This is a genomic window from Rhizobium altiplani (assembly GCF_001542405.1).
Taxonomy (GTDB): Bacteria; Pseudomonadota; Alphaproteobacteria; order Rhizobiales; family Rhizobiaceae; genus Rhizobium; species Rhizobium altiplani.
Window position 1 is genome coordinate 129791 of the sequence record NZ_LNCD01000003.1, and the last position, 20500, is coordinate 150290.

Annotated in this window: 17 protein-coding genes; 4 read left to right on the plus strand and 13 right to left on the minus strand. The window is 60.4% G+C overall.

The genetic code is table 11. The features are described from left to right. Positions 1–3: 3 nt before the first annotated feature. The 3 genes from AS026_RS01275 to AS026_RS01285 all read right to left on the minus strand — a co-directional run bounded on the left by AS026_RS01275 (position 4) and on the right by AS026_RS01285 (position 5296). On the minus strand, positions 4–1914 hold the full coding sequence (locus AS026_RS01275) for an ABC transporter substrate-binding protein (RefSeq protein WP_062368425.1): 1911 nt from the start codon (positions 1912–1914) through the stop codon (positions 4–6). Next, complete coding sequence (locus AS026_RS01280; RefSeq protein ID WP_062368426.1) at positions 1908–3800, minus strand: ABC transporter ATP-binding protein; 1893 nt, start codon at positions 3798–3800, stop codon at positions 1908–1910. Before AS026_RS01280 ends, AS026_RS01275 begins: the two co-directional genes overlap by 7 nt. A 152-nt stretch (positions 3801–3952) precedes the next feature. Further along, a complete protein-coding gene (locus tag AS026_RS01285; protein WP_062368427.1) occupies positions 3953–5296 on the minus strand; it encodes an adenylate/guanylate cyclase domain-containing protein in 1344 nt (447 codons plus the stop codon). A gap of 432 nt (positions 5297–5728) precedes the next feature. Here AS026_RS01285 and AS026_RS01290 point away from each other — a divergent pair, with 432 nt between their 5' ends. Further along, positions 5729–7084 carry a nucleotide sugar dehydrogenase gene (locus AS026_RS01290; protein WP_205634440.1) on the plus strand — a complete coding sequence of 452 codons (1356 nt, stop codon included), beginning with the start codon at positions 5729–5731 and terminating at the stop codon, positions 7082–7084. On the opposite strand, the gene AS026_RS01295 is transcribed toward AS026_RS01290, so the two are convergent. Continuing rightward, on the minus strand, positions 7074–8252 hold the full coding sequence (locus AS026_RS01295) for a DUF3095 domain-containing protein (protein WP_062368429.1): 1179 nt from the start codon (positions 8250–8252) through the stop codon (positions 7074–7076). The two genes, AS026_RS01290 and AS026_RS01295, sit on opposite strands and share 11 nt — an antisense overlap. 126 nt (positions 8253–8378) lie before the next feature. On the opposite strand from AS026_RS01295, the gene AS026_RS01300 reads away from it, so the two are divergent. Beyond that, complete coding sequence (locus AS026_RS01300; RefSeq protein WP_062368430.1) at positions 8379–8858, plus strand: class I SAM-dependent methyltransferase; 480 nt, start codon at positions 8379–8381, stop codon at positions 8856–8858. Here the strand turns inward: AS026_RS01300 and AS026_RS01305 are convergent, their stop codons facing one another. Together AS026_RS01305 and AS026_RS01310 are read right to left on the minus strand one after the other, a co-directional pair. Further along, on the minus strand, positions 8859–9734 hold the full coding sequence (locus tag AS026_RS01305; protein ID WP_062368431.1) for an FkbM family methyltransferase: 876 nt from the start codon (positions 9732–9734) through the stop codon (positions 8859–8861). Then, the gene (locus tag AS026_RS01310) at positions 9731–11452 is read right to left on the minus strand and encodes an adenylate/guanylate cyclase domain-containing protein (protein WP_062368432.1); all 1722 of its coding nucleotides are present in this window, start codon (positions 11450–11452) and stop codon (positions 9731–9733) included. The genes AS026_RS01305 and AS026_RS01310 overlap by 4 nt, the downstream gene beginning before the upstream one ends. A gap of 193 nt (positions 11453–11645) precedes the next feature. On the opposite strand from AS026_RS01310, the gene AS026_RS01315 reads away from it, so the two are divergent. Both AS026_RS01315 and AS026_RS01320 read left to right on the plus strand, forming a co-directional pair. Further along, positions 11646–12734, plus strand: coding sequence for a glycosyltransferase family 4 protein (locus tag AS026_RS01315; protein WP_062368433.1), 1089 nt, complete (start codon positions 11646–11648; stop codon positions 12732–12734). Continuing rightward, positions 12731–13480: a polysaccharide deacetylase family protein gene (locus tag AS026_RS01320; RefSeq protein WP_062368434.1), complete on the plus strand. Its 750-nt coding sequence runs from the start codon at positions 12731–12733 to the stop codon at positions 13478–13480. Before AS026_RS01315 ends, AS026_RS01320 begins: the two co-directional genes overlap by 4 nt. Here the strand turns inward: AS026_RS01320 and AS026_RS01325 are convergent. The 7 genes from AS026_RS01325 to AS026_RS01355 all read right to left on the minus strand — a co-directional run bounded on the left by AS026_RS01325 (position 13477) and on the right by AS026_RS01355 (position 20454). Beyond that, positions 13477–14307 (minus strand): MBL fold metallo-hydrolase, encoded by an 831-nt coding sequence (locus AS026_RS01325; RefSeq protein ID WP_062368435.1) that lies wholly within the window; start codon positions 14305–14307, stop codon positions 13477–13479. The two genes, AS026_RS01320 and AS026_RS01325, sit on opposite strands and share 4 nt — an antisense overlap. Positions 14308–14669: 362 nt before the next feature. Next, positions 14670–15386 carry an ABC transporter ATP-binding protein gene (locus tag AS026_RS01330; RefSeq protein ID WP_062368436.1) on the minus strand — a complete coding sequence of 239 codons (717 nt, stop codon included), beginning with the start codon at positions 15384–15386 and terminating at the stop codon, positions 14670–14672. After that, positions 15367–16131 carry an ABC transporter ATP-binding protein gene (locus AS026_RS01335; protein ID WP_062368437.1) on the minus strand — a complete coding sequence of 255 codons (765 nt, stop codon included), beginning with the start codon at positions 16129–16131 and terminating at the stop codon, positions 15367–15369. The genes AS026_RS01330 and AS026_RS01335 overlap by 20 nt, the downstream gene beginning before the upstream one ends. Beyond that, on the minus strand, positions 16128–17138 hold the full coding sequence (locus tag AS026_RS01340) for a branched-chain amino acid ABC transporter permease (RefSeq protein WP_062368438.1): 1011 nt from the start codon (positions 17136–17138) through the stop codon (positions 16128–16130). Before AS026_RS01340 ends, AS026_RS01335 begins: the two co-directional genes overlap by 4 nt. A 2-nt stretch (positions 17139–17140) precedes the next feature. Next, positions 17141–18004 carry a branched-chain amino acid ABC transporter permease gene (locus AS026_RS01345; RefSeq protein WP_062368439.1) on the minus strand — a complete coding sequence of 288 codons (864 nt, stop codon included), beginning with the start codon at positions 18002–18004 and terminating at the stop codon, positions 17141–17143. A 98-nt stretch (positions 18005–18102) separates the two neighbouring features. After that, positions 18103–19275: an ABC transporter substrate-binding protein gene (locus AS026_RS01350; protein ID WP_018856642.1), complete on the minus strand. Its 1173-nt coding sequence runs from the start codon at positions 19273–19275 to the stop codon at positions 18103–18105. A 129-nt stretch (positions 19276–19404) separates the two neighbouring features. Then, positions 19405–20454 (minus strand): 3-carboxy-cis,cis-muconate cycloisomerase, encoded by a 1050-nt coding sequence (locus tag AS026_RS01355; RefSeq protein ID WP_062368440.1) that lies wholly within the window; start codon positions 20452–20454, stop codon positions 19405–19407. Positions 20455–20500 lie beyond the last annotated feature (46 nt).

Genomic DNA, 20500 nt, shown 5'->3' on the forward strand with positions numbered 1-20500 from the left:
CCCTCAAGCCTCCTTGAACCAGAAGGCATCCGGCATGTAGAGGCCGAGATAGGATGTCGGATCAAAACCATAGAGGGCCTGATCCGGCACGTTCTGCAATCTGGCGGATCTGACGATCGGCTGCAGCGTACTGTTGATGAGGCCGATCGAGAAGACCTGCTGGGTATAGAGCGCCAGCATCTGATGCCAGATCACCTCTCGCTCCTCGAATCTCGTAGTATCGCCCCACTGTTTGAGAAGGGCGACGAGCTGCTTCACTTCCTCCAGGTCCGGCGCGCTGCCTTCCTGCCCTGCCGACAGGTGATACATCCCCCAAAGCGGCCATTGCAGTTGATCGTCGACGGTTGGTGCAAGCTGCCCCGGAGACATGTCCGCGGTCGCAACGCCATTCTCGATGCCGTACCAGATCGACATCATGATCGTGCCGCTCATGGCGCGGCTGCGGAAAACGTCGCGTTGCGAGGTGCGGGTGTAGAGAGCAAGACCGACCTCAAACCAATGATCACGCACCAGTTCCAGAACGTCCGTGTCGAGGTTGCTTTCGCCAGCGGTCTCCACGGTGATTTCGGCACGACGACCATCTGGCAACAGGCGAATGCCATCGGCGCCACGGTTCGCCAGCCCGAGCTCGTCCAGGAGCTTGTTTGCCTGATCGGGATCATAAGCAATGAAGGCTTCCGCATATTCGGGTCTGAAGAGGGGGCTATCGGGCAAAACGGTATCAGCGCTTGCCTTGCCGAGACCATAGAAGGCAACCATGTTGATCTCATGCCGATCGATCGACATCGACAGCGCCCGGCGGAAACGAGTTTCCCGGAACAGTTTGCGCCAGACCTCGTCGGCGCAGTTGAGGTTCGGCAGCAGCGCCACGCGCGATCCGCGCACCTGCTTCCACAGGTTGACCTTCACGGGGAACCGCTTTTCGGCATCCTTGAGGAAGGTGTAATCGTTGAAGTCGACGCCAGTGGCCTGCAGGTCGGATTCACCGGCGCCCGCCTTGGCGGCGATGATCGAGGATGAACTGACGTTGAGGATGAACTTGTCGATGTAGGGGAGTTGCACCCCGTTTTCATCGATCCGATGGAAAAACGGGTTCCGCACGAACACGAATTGGTCGGCCGGCAGCGGCGTCGTGTTGCGCCAGGGATCGAGCGTCGGCAGGTCCGGATTTTCAGGACGCGAGGAACGCGACATCTTGATGTGCAGATCCGCCCACTTCTTGACGCGGTTTTCCTTCATCAGCGCCGAAATACGGAAGTCGTCCTGGTATTTCTTGTGAAACTGCTTGAGATAGTGCCCCGGCCCGAAGATCACGAGCGGCAGCGGACCGGCAAGCGCCGGCAGGAACATCGGATTGGGTCGCTCCCAGGTGTAGCGAACTGTCAAAGCGTCGAGCACTTCGAATTTCGGCAACGTGCCGTGAGGCCGCAACTCGAGCGCGCCACCACCAGGTGTCAGATCCTTGTTGAGGATCACGTCCTCCCACCAGTAGCGGAAATCGTCCACCGTAAAGGGTGCGCCGTCGGACCAGCGGTGACCTTCGCGCAGATGGAAGGTGAAGACCGTGTCATCCTTGGATTCGAAACCCAGGAGAATATCCGGCTGGAACATCAGATGCTTGTCGTAACCGACCAGGCGCGAGTAGCCATAGACGGTCATGTAGCGGATATCCTTCTGGCTGCCGATGATCGTGCGCACCGTCCCGCCATAGACGCCGGGCTGGCGCCCCGTATCCTTCATCTTGACGATCCGCGGATGCGTCGGCAGGCGATCCACCATGGGAGGAATGCGCCCTGCGCGCAGCCAATCCCTCAGGAATTCGGGTTCGATATCGCGATCCGCCGCCGCCTTGACAGCCGAGGGCAGCACTGCCGAACCGATAAGACCACCGAGAAACGTGCGCCGCGTTACCATGAGCGAAGCTCCTTTGCGTCTGCACCCTTGCGGGCACGCACAAGATGGCCGTTGCCGAGATCAGCGTAGGCGAGCTCGGACGCATCATCATGCTCCGCCGTAAAGGTAATGCCCCAGTTCTGCTTGTCTGCGGCGCCGTTCCTTCTCAGCTCCTCGAAATCGAGCGGCCGGTTGAGGTCGGGGAAGGGGACCGCCGCCAAGAGCGACTTCGTATAGGGATGCACCGGATCGCGCAGAATGATCTCGCGCGGGGCAATCTCGACGATGCGCCCCTTGCACATCACCGCGATGCGGTCGGCCATGTAGTCGACGACCGCCAGATTGTGCGAAATGAACAAATAGGTCAGCCCGAGATCCTTCTGCAGGTCCTTCAAAAGGTTCAGGATCTGTGCCTGGACGGAAACGTCGAGCGCCGACACTGGCTCGTCGAGAATGATGAGCTTTGGCCCGAGTGCCAGCGCGCGCGCAATGCCGATGCGCTGGCGCTGCCCGCCGGAAAAACTGTGCGGATAGCGGTTCAGATAGCGCCGGTCGAGGCCGATCGCACCCATCAGCGCCTCTACCCTCTGCTTGCGCTCGGCGCTATCTCCGCGGTCGTGGATCTCCAGCGGCTCGCTGAGGATATTGCGCACGGTCATGCGCGGTGACAGCGACGAGACCGGATCCTGGAACACCATCTGTATCTTGGTGCGCAGCTCCTGCAGATCGTCGCCCGAAACAGACAGGACATCGATGACGTCCTTGCCGTCATTGAAGATCACCGAGCCACCATTGGGCGTCACGGCCCGCATCAGGATCTTGCTGACGGTCGTCTTGCCGCAGCCGGATTCGCCGACGAGCCCCAGGCATTCCCCCCGGCGGATGTCAAAGCTGACATCGTCGACAGCATGAACGACCGCAGCTTCGCGCGTTCCAAAAAGGCCGCGATTGCGGGTCTTGAAGGTCTTGGAGAGGTTATTGACGGAAAGCAGGATCTCCGGCCCTTCGGCCTTCACCTTCTTCTTGCCGATCAGGGACTCGAGGTTGACAGGCACGTCGCGCAGCGCCTTGAGACGTTCGCCGGGCTTCATGTCGAAATGCGGCACGGCAGCCATCAGACCCTTGAGGTAAGGATGCTGCGGATTGCGGAAGATCGACTCGACCGGTCCCGCCTCCATGATCTCGCCATGATAGATCACCACCACCTCGTCGGCCATGTTGGCAACGACGCCGAGATCATGCGTGATCAGCAGCATCGCCATTCCGAGCTTGTGCTGCAGGTCGCGCAGCAGCTCCAGGATCTGTGCCTGGATGGTCACGTCGAGCGCCGTCGTCGGCTCGTCGGCAATCAGGAGCGCCGGATTGCAGATCAACGCCATTGCGATCATCGCGCGCTGGCGCATGCCGCCCGAGAGCTCGAAGGGGTACATGTCGAACGTGCGCTTCGGATTGGCAAAGCCGACAAGACCCAGCATCTCCTCGGTCTTTTCGCGTGCTTCCTGCTTGTCGGCCTCCGTGTGGATGAGGAGCGCTTCACTGATCTGATTGCCGACGGTGTGGAGCGGCGACAGCGAGGTCATCGGCTCCTGAAAGATCGTCGCCATGCGGCGGCCACGCAGGTCACGCATCTCCTCGCTGTCGCGGGAATAGCGGAGAATGTCTGTCGTCTTGCCATCCAGCGGGTCGGTAAAGAGGATCTGCCCCTCGGCCGTTGCGGGATTTGGCAGGATGCCCATGATGCTCTGGCTGATGACCGATTTGCCTGAGCCGGATTCTCCGACGAGCGCAGTGACCTTGCCCGGCAAAATACGGATATTCGCGTTTTTTACGACGCGCAGGCGATCGCCGAAAACCGAGAAGGAAACGTCGAGGTTCTCGATGCGCAACAGATCCGAGGCGGACGCCATACCAATGAAATTCCCCAGTTTTTCTATGTTCCCGTTAAGGCACACTATCGTACCGCAATCGGGGTGTCCAGTTGATGACGGACACGTGAAAACCCTGGCATTTTACAGGCTGGGGAAGATTAAATCTCGGCTAAATCGGTCTGCCAGCATCCTTACTGAATGAATTCCTCCACGGCTGGCCTTTTGGCCTGCTTTCTAGCATCGCGATGAAGCAGGATGACCTGTTCCGCCTCGGAAAGTGCGGCCGGTGCGACCTCGCGGAAATTCTCCTCGACATGCAGGACGGGCGCTGGCACATGCGGCTGCAAGACCGTGACTTTTTGGCGGATGCCGCGGAGCTTTTCCTCGCCGAGCGTGCGCCACTCGCCGCCGCAGTAGCCGGCAAAGGCCTGGCTTGCGATGACCTCGCTCGAATATTTCTTCGTCAGCGATTGCAGGCGCTGAACCTCGTTGACGGCCGAGCCGAACGCCGAAAAAGTCAGGCGATCCTTGAGGCCGACATTGCCGAACATGACGTTGCCGACGTGCAGGCCGATCCCGTAGGAAACCTTGGTCAGGCCGGCATCCAGTCGCTCCCGGTTCAATTCCGCGACACGAGCTTGCGCCTGGTGGACCGCGGAAAGGGCTGCCTGACAGGCAATCTTGGATGGATCCTTGTGTCGGCCACAGGGATAGACGGCCAGGAAACCGTCGCCGAGGAAGCTCAGGATCTCGCCGCCATTGCGGTTGAATGGCGCAGCGATCGCGTCGAAGAACTGGTTCAGCGTGTCGATGTAGGCCTGCCGCCCCTCTTTTTCGGCATACACGGTCGACTGGCGCATATCGCCCATGACGAGAGCCGCACGGATCGTCTCGCCGTCTCCACGGCGGATCTGGCCATTCAACACCCGCTTTCCCGCATCGCCGCCGAGATAGGTGGTGAGCATGTTGTTGGCGAGCTTGCCTAAGACCGCCATCTTCGCGGCAACGGCAAGATGGTTCTGCATGCGCAACAGCGCATCGATCATGTCGTCGGAGAAACCGGCGTGGCTATCCGTCGACCATGAGCCCATCATGCCCTGGACGGAGCCATCGCCGAATGGCTGGACGAAAGCCAGATAGTCGGTGATGCGCTCATCGCGCAGATCGAGGAAGACCGGGAATTCGGCCGGGCCATCGGCCGGTATACGGCGACGGATGTGCTGGAGGTTGTTGTCCAGGAGATAGTAGTAGGGGCTCTGCAGGAAGCGGTCCGGCTTCTGCCCGGCGGCATGGCGATAACCCTCGATCGTGACACCGCTTGCGCGTCGCCATGTAAAGCTCAACGCGTCGTAAAGCGGGTGCAGCATCGAAAACGTCAGATGCACGCGCGCGATCGGCAGCCCTGCCGCCGCAATACGCTCGCAGAACCCGCGAACGATGTTTTCGAGGTCATCTCCGGCCAGCGACGAATTCGTCAGCCATTCAGCGACCCGATCCAACAAAATAGAGGAGACGCTGGATTCGATCGTGCCCATTCTTGGTAGTATCCTCATAAAGCACGTCCATTCCCGAAAAGCGTCGGCAACCCGGCCTGCAGCAACGCCGTGCGCAGGGCGGGAAGGAGGATGGACGAGCGGTAATATTGTGTCAACGATCTGCCGGGAGCCCGGCAGCGGCACCTGTCAAACCCTTGATAAAGTGGGCAGGACAGGCAGTCCTTTCTCGTGGTTCGTTATTCGATGTAAATAGGCACGGGGCCAATCCCAAACAATGGTATCTGCGCATTTTCTGACCCTGCAGTGAAATCTCTTGGCGCATCCGCGCCTTTTTGGTCACACTGGTCGGGACTGCGGGAGGATCGAGGCACAGCCGCAGCGCGCGTTTTCGCGGTTGTGTCGGCGGGCATTGCCCTGGCGGCGGGTTTCAATTGGTGCGCTCTTACATTAGATCAAGGTACCTTCAGCACTATGATGAGACCTGCCTTGGCGAGTTCCTCCACCTACGACCTCCTTTCAAACAAGATCGAAACCCGCAATGCCCGAGCCGGTGTCATAGGCCTCGGCTATGTCGGCTTGCCGCTGGCAATCGCCATTGCCCGCAGCGGCTTTGCTGTCACGGGCTTTGACATCGACCCCAACAAGATCGTCTCCCTGGATGCGCGGCGTTCCTATATCGATGCGGTCGCAAGCGACGACCTCGCTGCCGAAATTGACGGCCAGCGCTTTTCGGCCACGACGGATTTTGCCGGGCTTGCGGCCTGCGACGTCATTGTCATCTGTGTTCCGACGCCGCTCACCAAGCATCGCGATCCTGACCTTTCCTTTGTGGAGGCAACCTCACGGTCGATTGCTGCCCATCTGCGTGCTGGCCAGCTTGTGGTGCTGGAATCGACGACCTATCCGGGCACCACGGATGATGTCGTCAAGGTCATCCTGGAGAAAACCGGCCTGAAATCCGGCCGCGACTTCTTCATCGGTTTCTCGCCCGAGCGTGAGGATCCGGGCAACCAGCACTACCACACGGCGACAATTCCGAAGGTTGTCGCCGGCGATGGCGCAGAGGCCCTGGCGCTGATGAAGAGCTTTTACGGCGCTGCGGTCAAAACCGTCGTTCCGGTGTCTTCCAACGCCACTGCAGAAGCCGTCAAGCTGACCGAAAACATCTTCCGGTCGGTCAACATCGCGCTCGTCAACGAGCTGAAGACCGTCTACGCCGCCATGGGAATCGATGTCTGGGAAGTGATCGACGCGGCCAAGACCAAACCCTTCGGCTACATGCCCTTCTACCCGGGCCCGGGCCTTGGCGGCCACTGCATTCCGATCGATCCCTTCTACCTCACCTGGAAATCCCGCGAATACGAGCTGCCGACGCGCTTTATCGAGCTCGCTGGCGAGATCAATTCGGCGATGCCGCGTTATGTCGTCGGCAAACTTGCCGAAACACTCGACATCAAGGCCGGCAAGGCGCTCAGCCGCTCGCGGGTCCTGATCCTTGGCCTCGCCTACAAGAAGAACGTCGCCGACATTCGCGAGAGCCCTTCATTGCGCCTGATGGAGATCATCGAAGAGCGCGGCGGCAAGGCCGACTATCACGATCCCCATGTCGGTGAGATCCCCTCGACGCGCGAATATCAGCATTTGAAAGGCCGGAAATCGGTCGATCTCACGCCCGGGGCCCTGGAAGCCTACGATGCAGTTCTTGTCGCAACCGACCATGATCAGCTCGACTATGCGGTGATCGCAGATCGTGCACCGCTGATCATAGACACCCGCAATGTCTTCACGCGCCTCGGGCTGTTTGCCGACCACATCGTCAAGGCGTGATATTGACTGCCGACAGCGTCTTGCCGGTGATCTGGCTGGCAGCGACGGCGTAGCCGCCGCTGGCACCGTCGATAAAGTGCACGTGGTCGCGTGACACCGGCGTCGGGACGAAACAGGTCATCAGCGCCGAGGACTGCCGGTGCAGGCCGTAACGGGCAATGCCCTTTGCTTTCGCCTCTTCGAGGAGCGCCTGGATACGGGCGAGATGGCCGGCATCGACGTCGATCGTCATCTTCAGCCCGTCGTCGAACTTGCGGAAATCGGAATTTCCGGACACGTCTTGCGTGTAGCGCCGGGCATCGAATCGGCCAAGCTTGATGCCCAGCCTGTGCAGGGCGATCACGAGAGCGATCTGTAGCAGGATGATCAGCTTCCGCAGCAGTCTCTTTCCCGGCAGTGCGGTTGCCCGTGCCTCACGATCGACGCCCTGCATCGAAAAGGCAAATTCAGGGCCATCCACGGGAATCGGGTGGCCGCCACGGCCCTGTTCTGAAGAGATAGCCACCACCTCCATCACGAGCTTGCGAAACTCCGGGCTGGGGCGCCCGCCCTCGGCCGGTACGGCGATAATGGAGACGATCTCGCCATTATGCGCCGCAATCGGGCTCCACCGACAGGAGAGACCGGTCAGATCCGGCCGCGTCCCGGGCGGTGCAGGCTCGACGCCGTAGCGTCCGGCCTTCATCTGGCGCTCGGCCCAGCTGGCTCCGCCGCCGGCAAACATGGCATAGGTTACGAAGGGGCTGGCGGCGTGACGGGCGACGCGAACGTCCAGGCCTTCCTTGCGAATATCGGCAAGCGGGACGACCGCAATGCGCAGCGTCAGGCCCATTTCCTCCTCTACCCATCGCTGCGTTGCAGCCAGTGCACTTCGCGCCGCATTCTCGAGGTTCCCCGGCAGCGCAACCACGGCACCATCGCCGCCAAACACGAACGGATAGTCGCCCTTGTCAACCGCATTCAGGACGGCTGAAATGACGCTGACGCCCGCCATGTTGACGTCCTTGTAGCGGCCGGCGGCGATCGCCTGCGTCGAACCGACGATGTCGGCAAGGGCCAGGAACCAGCCGTCGGGAAGCGGGTGATAATTGCTCGTATCGGTTACCCGCTCGAAATCGGTGAAAACGGGTACGTCGGCAAAGAATCTTTCATTCGAGATGTCGTTCATCTGAGAAACCTAGCACAGACCCATGCTGTCACTGCAACGCCATTTTCCCATCTACGGCAATCGACTTCATACAGTTTCATGTGCTAGCACCGCTTTCGAAAAACGATTGAATGGACAAGAACATAGATGAGCCGCCTGGACAGCTTCATCCGCCGATTGACGGCTCAGCGCGACATATTGAATGCGATCGTCGAGCTGGTGAACGGCACCGAGGGGCCGGTTCTGGAATTCGGCCTTGGCAACGGCCGCACCTATGATCATCTGCGCGAGCATTTTCCGGATCGTCGCATCATTGCCTTCGACCGCGACGTTCGCTCCTATTCGTCTTCGACACCCCCGGCGGAGAATATGGTGACCGGCGATATCCGCGAATCCGGCCAGGCCTTTCTGGGAATCGGAGCAGCACTCGCCCATGCCGATATCGGCACCGGGCATGACGATATCGATGCCGTCACCTTGACCTGGCTGCCGCAACTCATGGTGGGCGTGCTTGCCAAGAATGGCATCGCCGTCAGCGGTCTGCCGCTGGATCGCCCGGAACTGGAGCCGCTCGAGCTACCGGCGGGGGTCAAGGAAGGCCGTTACTATCTCTATCGGCGGAAATAATCAGGGAAGAAACAAGACGTCGTACTGTTCGATGCTGCCCGGCAGGTTGACGACCTTCATCTCCTGTTCTTCCTCCTCGAAGAAGACCAGGCAATCCTCGTAGTAGCCGGCGAGCGTCCTGATGAAATCGCGGGTCTGTTCCGGTCCGTAAAAGAGCGGCGTGAATTCCATGTAGAGCGGCACGCGGCGCGACAGGAGCGGTGCCATCGAGGCGCAGGCGACAGGCTCATAGCCCTCGATATCCATCCAGACGAGGCCGATATCGAGGGGATCGATGGAGAGCTCATCGAGGATCTCGGTCACCGGTCTGACCGGGACGCTCGTTTTCTGGTCGCTTGTACTTTTCCGGTACGCGCTGCTTTTGCCGTGATTGTCGGCATTCATGAAGAAGTCGATCTCGCCAGCCGTCGCCCCGGCGGCACAGTTGACCAGCGTCACCATTTGATCGAGCCTGTTCTGGCGGATATTGGTCTGCAGCAGGGGGAAGTTGCGCGGATCGGGCTCGATGCTGACGATGTGATCATAGGCGCCGCTCAGTGCGAAATAGACGGTCTGCGTCCCGATGTTGCCGCCAATCTCCAGAAGATAGCGCCCGTGCATGAGCCCGCGCTCACGCAGCACCGCAATCAGGCGGTCCACATGCTCGCGCTCGAAGTGCCCCTTTCGAAAGACCTTGCGCCCAATGTAGTCGGACGGCGAGAAGGTCATCAGATGATCGCCAGCATCGACCGTCATCGACACGACGCGCGGCCCGATGCTCTCGATCAGCAACCGCCTGCCGGTGCGAGTATTGAAGAACCTTTTTGCGACAGCGTTGCGCGCCTTTCGCAGCCGTTTCTGCCAGAATTTGGTGTTGAGCCAGCCGCGGCTCGTCATGCGTCTTTTCCTTCGATCAGTTCAGCGGCCTTGTCGCTCGGAATCACATAGACTTTCAAGGGCAGTGCGCGACCGCGCACGCTGATTTCACGGCTTTCCACACCCGCCGTGTCGGCCCCGGAAAGGCTTGCGACCGCGTCGGAAATCACGATGGCTGCATCGAATTCCTTGGCTGCGGTCTCCAGCCTGCTTGCAACGTTGACGGTGTCGCCGATCGCGGTGAGGCTGCGCACCCGGCCATAGCCGAGCGTTCCGACGACGGCGGGCCCTGTGTGAATTCCGATGGCAATGTGAAGCGGCATGGATAGTTCGTCCGAAAGCTCGACGCCGAGCCTTTCAATGTCGCGCACGATGGCCGCTGCCGCGGCAAGCGCCTGGCGACATGCCTCTTCAGGCGCGCTGCCGATGCCGAAGAGCGCCATGGCGCCATCACCGATGAACTTGTCGACACGGCCGCCTGCCTTTTCAACGGCGTTTCCAACCAGGGCGAAATAGCGGTTGAGCAAAAATACGATGTCGAAGGGCAGACGCATTTCCGTCAGTGACGTGAAATGGCGAATGTCGCAGAAGAGAACCGTAATCTCACGCTCGCGTCCCGGGCTGGTTTCCTGCGTGTTGGCCGGCAATGTCGCCTCCGGCGCCGCGACGAGCAGTGGTGCGACGGTTACATCGTGATTTGGCCGCAGCTGGCAGGCAAGCCGCACATCGGGTGCTGCCTTGATCCTCTTCAGCGTCGTTTGCTCGAGCTTGTCGGGCGGCGGCAGATCCTCGTATCGGCCAAGGATCTGGACGCGGCAGGTCGAGCATTGCCCCTTGCCGCCGCAGACGGAATAGTGCGGCAAACCACCGAGCCGGCTTGCCTCCAGAACCGTAAAGCCGCGCGGCACGCTGATCGCCTCGCCACCCGGATAGCGCACTGTGATCTGATTGACCCGCTCCCTCCACCGTCGCCATGTCCGCGCGCCGATGACGATCAAAAGCGCGCCCGAAAACGAGCCGTAGAGGCCGGCGCGGATCATGGTGAGCTGGCGCTGTGCCTCAGTGTTCGAGTAATAGCGCGTGTTGAGATTCTCGAGATAGCGATTGGTGTTGACCACTCCCTCGTAGGCCGGCTCCGCGATCGTCCTTCCCATTTCAATGAAGCCGAGTATGCCAAGCACCGGCAAGAGGATCGCGACCGCGAGAAGCATGGCGGCGATGGTGTCGTACCAAGGCCGGTAGCGAAGCCAGAAATGCAGGCCGATACACCCATGGATCCAGACGGCAAGCAGTGCGATGATCTGGCGCCATCCGTTGCCAGGAGAGGTAATCCAGAGCAACCGAACGATCGTCTCGTAGTCGTCCCGGTAGTGAAACAGCGTGTGGGCGATCCGCGTGCCGATGACATGGTCGATCAACAGCAGCGGGATCGCGATCCCGAGCACGATCTGGGTCATCTCGCCCGCCGGCATGACAAGGCTGCGGCGCCTGTAAACCGCCCTCAGCACCAGCGTGATGTGAACGAGGACGGCGCCGTAGAAGACGAGGGTTCCGACAGGATTGCGCCAGATCGCCAGGAAAAGCCTCCGTCCATCGTCGGCTACCGGGACGGAGATCAGACCCAGCGCATGGTTGGACAGATGCAGCAGGACAAAAAGAAACATGACGAGGCCGGAACCAAGCCGAGCTCTCCTGATCGTCCGCTCTGAAAAAATACTGGTGGCAGCGACCGTCGCCATTCATTCCCGTTCTTGAATACCAAATGACAAATACAATAGAGAGGACGGAATTGAGGTGGAATTGCCGCCGTCTCTGATTGTGATCGCCTTTCACATGCTATCAGCAAAACCTAAGGAAGCCGACAATAGCGGAATTTCTCGTGGCAAGCCCAGACATCGATTGTAAACAGTGTGTGTCCACGGAGGCGCTTTGATGCGGGTTGCATTCTATGCTCCGTTGAAGTCCCCGAACCATCCCGTTCCCTCAGGTGACCGTCTGATGGCGCGGCTCATCATGAAGGCTCTGGAGCTGGCCGGACATTCCGTCGAGGTCGTCTCGGAGTTTCGCAGTTTTGCTGCGACCGCCGAGGATGCCGCCGGGCTATGGCCGGCGGCACAAGCGGAACTGCATCGTCTCCGCAAGGATTGGTCAGGCGGGCTGCGCCCGGACCTCTGGTTCTCCTACCATCCCTACTACAAGTCACCCGATTTCTTCGGACCGACGCTCTGCCGGGAGTTCGCCATTCCCTACGTCACGGCCGAGGCATCCTATTCGGCGAAGCGGGACGCCACCGATTGGGCACCGCTGCAGAAACTGGTTGTGGACGGAGCCCGTAGCGCGGCCGTCAACATCGCTCTTACGGAACGCGACAGGGCGGGGCTGGCAGAAGTCCTGCCTGAAGGCTCGTTCGCCGTACTCAAGCCCTTCATCGACACTGCGCCTTTCGAGACCGCCTTGCATCAGGCAAAGCCACAACGGCTGATCGCCGTCGCCATGATGCGCAGCGGCGACAAGATCAAGAGCTACACGATGCTGGCCAAGGCGTTGAGGCTGCTTAGCGATCGTGCCTGGACACTGGCGATCGCCGGTGATGGGGTGATGCGCGCCGACGTGGAGCAACTGTTTGGCGCCTTCGAACCGGGCCGTATTGAATGGCTCGGAGAGCTGAATGTCGGACAAATCGCTGCTGAACTCAGCCGCTCCGGCATCTATGTGTGGCCGGGTTGTGGGGAAGCCTATGGGCTTGCCTATCTGGAGGCGCAGGCGGCCGGGTTACCGGTGGTCGCCCAGAGGACGGCGGGCGTTCCGGAGGTGGTCATCGACGGCACGACTGGCTATCTGACGGCCGAGGGCGATCTGCCTGGCTTTGCTGCGGCAATCGCGGCTTTGCTCGACGATCCCGGCAGGTGCTCGACAATGGGTGCAAATGCGCGCCAATTCGTCCTGGAAGAACGTTCGCTCAAGGTCGCGGCGAACACCCTCGACACCATTTTGCAGACTTACGTGAGACGAGAAGCATGACCGACGATCAGATCTGGCTGCCCCTCCGACAGGAACTCGACCGCTGGCAGCAGGCAGGTCGAAGGGCACGGCTCTGGTTACGCGACGACGACGCGATCGAGCCGACCGAAGCACTCGAGAGCCTGCTCGCGATCACAGGTCAAGCTTCCGTCCCGCTGACCATCGCCGTCATTCCAGCCTCGACTGGCGAAGCACTGGCAAAGCGCCTGTTGCGCGAAAACCATATCCTTGTCGCCGTTCACGGCTGGTCACATGCAAACCATGCCGGCCCGGAGGAAAAGAAACAGGAGCTCGGCCGCCATCGGCCGGCGGACCTCGTGCTCGGCGAATTGCGCGATGGCCTTGTCACCCTTCAAGGCCTTTACGCGCCCAGGCTCGTTCCAATGCTCGTGCCGCCCTGGAACAGGATTAGCGCCGAGCTCATCCCGCTGCTTGGAGCGCAGGGTTTTGATGCGCTGTCGATATTCGGCAGGACCACGGCTGACAGCCCGATCCGCCTGTTGAACACGCATGTCGACGTCGTAAACCAGCGCGGACAGCGTGGGAACCGCCCGCATGCCGATCTGGTCGCGGAATTGGTTGCGGAGTTGAAGGCGCGCTTTTCCAGGGACGATGAGCCGGTTGGCATTCTCACCCACCATCTGGTGCACGGCCCGTCGGAGTGGAAATTCCTGACCCGCCTCTTTGAGGAGACCGGCAAACATCCGGGCGCCGCCTGGATGTCGGCGCGCGATCTGCTGGACTAGATTTCGAGGACCTGATTATCCCTTGCGGCGAAAGCTCCTGGAAATGCGGCCTGGGCCTCCTGTTCCATCTGCTCGAGCTGCGTGTCGGTTCGCGATGGAGCATGGTGGAACAAGGCAAACTGCCTGGTACCCGCCATTTTGGCCAGTTCGATGCCATGCTGCCAGGTGGAATGGCCGAAGCCCTTGAAGCGCTGCATCTCGTCTTCGTTGTAGGTGCAATCATAGACGGCGAGATCGACGTCCTTCATCATTTCAAGCGCAACCGGATCGTAAACGCCGGGGATATGCTCGATATCGTAGATCAAGGCGACGGAGCGCCCCTGCCATTCAATGCGGTAGCCGATCGCACCGCCCGGATGGTTCAGCATGAAAGTCTTGATCTTGACGCCGGGCCGCGGCTCCAGCATCTGGCCGGCGTGAAAGTCGCGGAAACTCATCGTCGCCTGGCAGATGTCGGTCTTGACCGGGAACCATGGCGGGCTGATGAACTGCTCGATCATCTCGCGCGTGCTCATCTTGCCGTCGAGATGGCCCGACCAGATTGTCAAGTCGATCGTCGGATAATAGATGGCCTTGAAGAAGGGCAGGCCGATGATGTGGTCGTAATGGCAGTGGCTGAAGAACAGGTCGACATCCCTGACATCCTCGTTGAGCATGGCAAGCCCGGCTTCGCGTACGCCTGATCCGGCGTCGAAGATCATCCGGTGTTCACCGCAGCGGATTTCGATACACGAGGTGTTGCCGCCATAGCGATCGAATTCGGGGCCCGAGACCGGGATGCTGCCGCGAACGCCCCAAAACTTTACCTGAAACAGATCTTTACTCATCGCGTCTTCAAAATGGGCCGACCTCTCTGCGCCATGGTAATCATACTTTGACGAACAAGCGAAGCGTTGAGTTTTGTCGGCGACCCGTATCCTTCGTGCCGTTTCTACCAGCTGCGAGCAGAATGGTAGATATTTCTAAGCAATCGGTTTTCACGCCAGAACGCAACTGCTTATGGTTTGTTTTCTGTAAACGGACGATGACGCCTGACAAGATGGGAGACGGCATGGCCCGCATTGCTTGTCTATTAGATGGTTTCTCGACTGCGGGAATACAATTGAGTGCTTCTCCGTCAATAGTATGAGAGCGCCGCGGGCGGTTTGGCCACGGGGCAGGACGACGATCGTGCCCCCTGTTTGTCCGCCTAATGCAGACCGCCAACGCCAAGCAAGCGCTCGACAGCCGCGTGGTCATCCGACAGCGCCTTTGGCGTACCGGCCCAGGCAAGGCGCCCGCGCTCCAGCACGATCACATGGTCGGCAAAATCAAGCGCGCTCTGGATGCGTTGTTCAACCAGCAGGATCGTCATGTCGCCGGTCTTCGCGAGCTCGGCGAACGCAGCCATGAGCTCCTCGCAGATGACGGGTGCCAGGCCCTCCAGCGGCTCGTCAAGCAGAAGCACCGACGGACGACCAAGGATCGTGCGTGCCGTCGACAGCATCTGCTGTTCGCCGCCCGAAAGCTGGTTGCCAAGATTGCGGCGTCGCTCCTTCAGGCGCGGGAACATGCCATAGGCTTCCTCAAGCGCACTCTTCGGCCGGCCCTTGAGGCCGACGAAGAGGTTCTCCTCCACCGTCAATGTCGGAAAGATGCAGCGCGCCTGGGGAACATAGCCCAGTCCCTTGCGCGCGCGTGACGCACTTGGCATGGCCGTCACGTCGGCACCACCGATCCGGATCGTGCCGTCGTAGCGTTTGGTCTGCCCGGCGAGCGTCGCAAGCAGGGTGGTCTTGCCCATTCCATTGCGGCCTAAAACGGCAAGGCGCGCGCCTGATGGAACGGAGAATGAGATGCCTTCGAGAACACGTGTCGGCCCGTAGCCGGCGGACAGGTTTTCGACCTCAAGCGGCGTGGCTGGCATTGGCATAGCTCCCGAGATAGGCCTCGCGAACGCGGGCATCCTTGGTAACGTCGGCGGGCGATCCATCGAAGATGATCGTGCCTGCCGCGAGGACGACAACGCGCTTGGCGAAACGGAAAACAAGATCCATGTCGTGCTCGATCATCAAGACAGCAAGATCGGCGGGCAGGTCGGCAAGCGCCTGCTCGATGCGACCGGTGTCGCTCTGGGGAACGCCGGCGGCCGGCTCGTCAAGCAGGAGCACCTTTGGCCGCAGGGCCATCGCAACGGCGATTTCCAGGAGCCGCTGCTGGCCGTACGCAATCTCGTTCACCTTGCGATGCATGAGGTGGGCGATCCCCAGCGTACTGAGCAGCTCGCTGACTTCATCCATCACATCGGGCATGGCAAGAAAATTCCCGAACATGCGCCCCGTGCGTCCTTGACGCTGGAGGATGGCAAGGGCGACATGCTCGGCCGACGTCATCTCGAGGAAGAGCCGGGTAACCTGGAAGGACCGCACCAGGCCGCGCTTGACACGGCCATTGGCACCAACTTTGGTGACAGTCTCGCCCGCAAGCCGGACATCGCCGGAATCGGGCTGCAAGTTGCCGGTCACAAGATTGACGAAGGTGGTTTTGCCCGCACCGTTCGGTCCGATCAGCGCCACGCGATCGCCCGGCGCCATCGACAGCGAGACATCGTTTGTCACGGCAAGGCCGCCGAAGGATTTCTTCAGGTTGGCAACTTCGAAGACGGCGTTCATTGTCCCGCCTCCTTCCTGCGGTTAAAGAAGGCTGCGGCGGAGCCGTAGAGCCCCTTCGGCGCGAAAAGGACAACGGCGATCAAAAGCGCGCCCACCATCGTCAACCAGTGGAATGGATTTGCCGCCGAGACATAGTCCTCGAAGAGCATGAAGATCACCGTGCCGGAAAGCCCACCGAACAGTGAGCCCGTGCCACCAAGAACGAGCATGACCAGTGACTCCGCCGACAGGGTGAAGGAGAGACTGTCAAGGCCAACGACCTGTGTGGTGATGGCGTTAAGTGCCCCACCGACGCCGGCGACCGCACCCGAGATCACATACATCTTCATCAGGGCAGCCTTTGGCGAGGCCCCCATGGCCTTAATGCGCAACGGATCCTCCTTTATGCCACGGCACAACATGCCGAAGGGCGAGCGCACGATGAGACGCAGAAGCACAAAGACGATGAGCAGCAGGACAATCGCAAAGACGTAGGCGGTATGGCCGTAGAGATCGAATTCGAAATATCCGAGGATCGGGTCGGCAGAGATCCCGGACAGACCGTCACTCCCACCGGTCCAGCTGGACGCCTTGTTGGCGAACTCGTGGAAGAGATGGATGAGCGCGATCGACAGGACGAGTTGCGGCAGGCCATGGCCACGCAGGATAATGACACCGCTGATCAGTCCCGCGACAGCGCCGCCAGCGATGCCCGCAAGGGTCATCAGCAGCGGATCATTGATGCCATAATGCGCCGAGAGAATACCTGCGGCATAGGCGCCCGAACCAAAGAGGGCCGCGTGTCCAAGCGTCGCGACGCCGCAATAGCCCGTGACAAGATCAAGCGAGAGAACAAGCAGGGCGACAGCGACGATGCGGGTAAGCAGCGCAAGATTGTCAGGAAACAGGAAGTAGCCGATGACGGCAACGATCAGGATCGCCACAGCGCCTGCCGCATCACGGCCGAGCGATCGATGGGGGCGGGCGGAGGCGGAAACGCCTGCTTCGGTGTTCATGACGGCAGCCATTTCTATTTCGTCCTTCCCGCCAGACCGCGCGGGAAGATGCAGATGATCGCAATGACCGCGAGGTAGAAGAAGAATTCACCGAATTCCGGCATCAGGTAGCGTCCTGTCGTATCGATGCCGCCGAGCAGGAGGCAGGCGATCAATGCGCCCGGGATGGACCCGGCACCGCCGACCGAAACGACCACGAGGAAGGTCACCATATAGCGCAGTGCGTAGTAGGGTTCGACCGGCAGCAGTTCGGCGCCGACAACCCCGCCGAATGCGGCAAGGCCAACGGCAACGGCAAAGCTTAGCGCATAGATGATCTCGGTGCGTACCCCGAGTGCTGCCGCCATCGACGCATTGTCGACGGAGGCGCGCAGCTTCACGCCAAAGCTGGTCCTTTCGATCGCATACCAAAGTCCGCCGGCGACTGCGAGACCGCACAGGATAGCAAACAGGCGGTGAACAGGGATGGTTCGGAAGCCAAGGTCCGCCGAACCCTGCAATCCCGATGGCAGCGGGATCGTCTTCAGCGTTGGACCAAACACGTAGTTGGCAATGCCGATGATGCAGAAGGTAATGCCGATTGTCATCAGCACCTGCGTCAGCTCTGGCGCCCCATAAATCCGCCTGTAGAGAAAGCGTTCGACAGGAATTGCGATGATGACGGTCCCAACGACAGCGGCAATCACCGCAACACCGTAGCCAAGCCCGAGATCGCGCGCGGCATAGGACGCGATGTAACCGCCGATCATGGCGAAGGCGCCGTGGGCGAGATTGACGACGCGCATCAATCCCATGGTTACCGACAGACCGATCGAGATGACGAACAGCACCATGCCATAGGCAAGCGCATCGACGGCTATGCTGAAGACTGTTTGCATGAGGCTATCCCGATGCTGTTGGAGCGGGCCGGCATTGCGGTGCTGAGAGCGCGCTCGGCGCCGCAAGCATCCCGGTCCGCTGCAGATGTCAGAGGTCGCTACTTCGCAGCCGCAAGGCCAGGGTCGCCCTGCTTTTCGAACGTCTGGACTTCCTTGTTGTAATAGGTGCCATCATCGGCCTTGGTGACTTCGCGCAGGTAGATGTTCTGCGTGATATGGCGGCTTTCCGGATCGATCGAGACCGGACCGCGCGGGCTGACCCACGTCAGGCCCTTGACTGCCTCGACTGCCTTGGCTGCATCCTGCTTGCCGCCGGTCGCCTCGATCATCTTGTAGATGACGTTCATGCCGTCATAGGCACCGACAGCCGGGAAGGACAGTTCCGCCTTGCTGCCAATTGCCTTGGCTGCAGCCTCGACAAACGCCTTGTTCTCCGGCGAATCATGCGAGACGGCATAATGGAATGTTGTCTGGATGCCGAGAGCAGCATCGCCAAGTGCCGGAAGATCGGATTCCTGCGTCAGGTCACCTGGCGCAAAGAACTTGATACCGGCAGCCTTGAGGCCGTTTTCATTGTAGGCCTTGACGAAGCCGAGCGTCGTCGGACCGGATGGCAGGAAGGCGAAAACGCCCTGCGCGCCGGAATCCTTGATACGCTGCATGATCGGGCTGAAATCGTTGGTCGAGAGCGGCATGCGGATCGCCTCGACGACCTGACCGCCTTCCTTCTCGAAGGCCGCCTTGAAGGCATTCTCGGCGTCGACGCCCGGACCGTAGTCGCTGACGACGGAGATGACCTTGCTGACGCCGGCGTCATGGGCAACCTTGGCGATCGGCGTCGAGGTCTGCCACGTGGTAAACGAGGTGCGCACCACCAGCGGGCTCTTGGTGACGATTGCCGATGTGGCCGCGTTCATGATGACGAGCGGCGTATTCGCCTGCTTCAGGATCGGCGTCACGGCCATCGCGTCAGGCGTGAAATAGAATCCCGCGAGGTACTGGACCTTTTCCTTGACGACCAGCTCCTGCGCCAGCGCCTTCGACTGCGCCGGATCGGCCGCGGGCAGATCGCGATAGATCACTTCGACGGTGTTGTCGCCGACCTTGTTGCCGTTGATCGCCATGTAGGCATCGATACCGGCTTTGAAGTTCTTGCCCTGCAGGGCGAACGGACCAGAGAACGGCCCGACGACGCCGACCTTGATGGTATCGGCATAGGCCGCTGTGCTCATGACGACTGCCGCAACGGCGGCCAGAACAAACCGTTTCATAAATCCTCCCATTGACGATGGCGCACTCCCACGCCGCCGCTTTAGTTCACAGCTAAAGCCTTGGCGATAGTGTCTCATTCAAAACGGTAATGTAAAATGAAATAAACGGCAAAAATCATACCTCGAGGGTTATGATTTGTGCCCAATTCGCGTGATATTGCCGGCCAGTTCCAGAGCCAGGCGAAGCGAAGTGGCCGTCGCCATGACCATTTGCGGCAGAATGAGCCATTCCAGCGTCCACGCCGCGCCCGATCGCTCCTGTTCGTGCACCAGCGACTGATGCATGCCGGAGAGTTGGGTCGCATTGAAGCGCGCCAGAGCAACGAGCGTTTCGGCTGCGACCGGGTTTTGCTTGTGCGCCATTGCGGACGAACCGCCACCCCCTGACAGTTCGATCTCATCGCCCGCCTGCGCCAGAAGAGCGACATCCTGCCCGAATTTGCCAAGGCTGCCACCGATCAGCGACAGCAGATTGGCGAAATCCGCGACGACCCCACGTTGGCTTTGCCATTGCGGCGTGTCTGAGAGGCCGAGCTCCTGGGCCAGGGCTGAGCGCACGGCTGGGGCAAGATCCTGAAGCTTGTCCAGAGTACCGGCTGCCCCGCCGAACTGCAGGGGAAAGCCCTGTTCGGTCAGCCGGTCCCGATAACCGGCAAGCGGTGCGCGCCAGGCGCGAAGACGATCAGAGACTGTGATCGCGATCGCAGCCTGCATGCGGGTCCGCCCCATCAAAGCGCTTTTCCCGAACTGCGCATCGAGACTGTCGAACACCTTGGCAAGCTTCGAAAGCCGATTTGAAAACAGGAACGCGATTGCCTTCAGGCGAACCATCAGGCTGGTATCGATGACATCCTGGCTCGTGGCGCCGAGGTGAACGCAATCAAAGTACGGCTCCCCGACTGCCTCGCGCAGCTGTTTCACGAGATCGGCAACGACAACCCCGTCGCGGGCCGTGGCCGTTCTCAGATTGAGGACATTCGGCTCAAACGTTGCGCAGACCGTGCCGATATGGCGTGCCGCTTCATGCGAAATCAGACCGTGCCCGGCCTCGGCCCTGGCGAGTGCTGCTTCGAACGCGAGCATGGCTCGAATATCCGCCGCCGCGGAGAAATACGAAGCCGTCTCCTCGTCGCCGAGCAGGCCAGACAGAAACGGGTGATCAAAGGCTGAGATGGTCATCGGTGTCTTTCTTGCTGCGACCGACAACTGCGCCTGCAATGGCCTT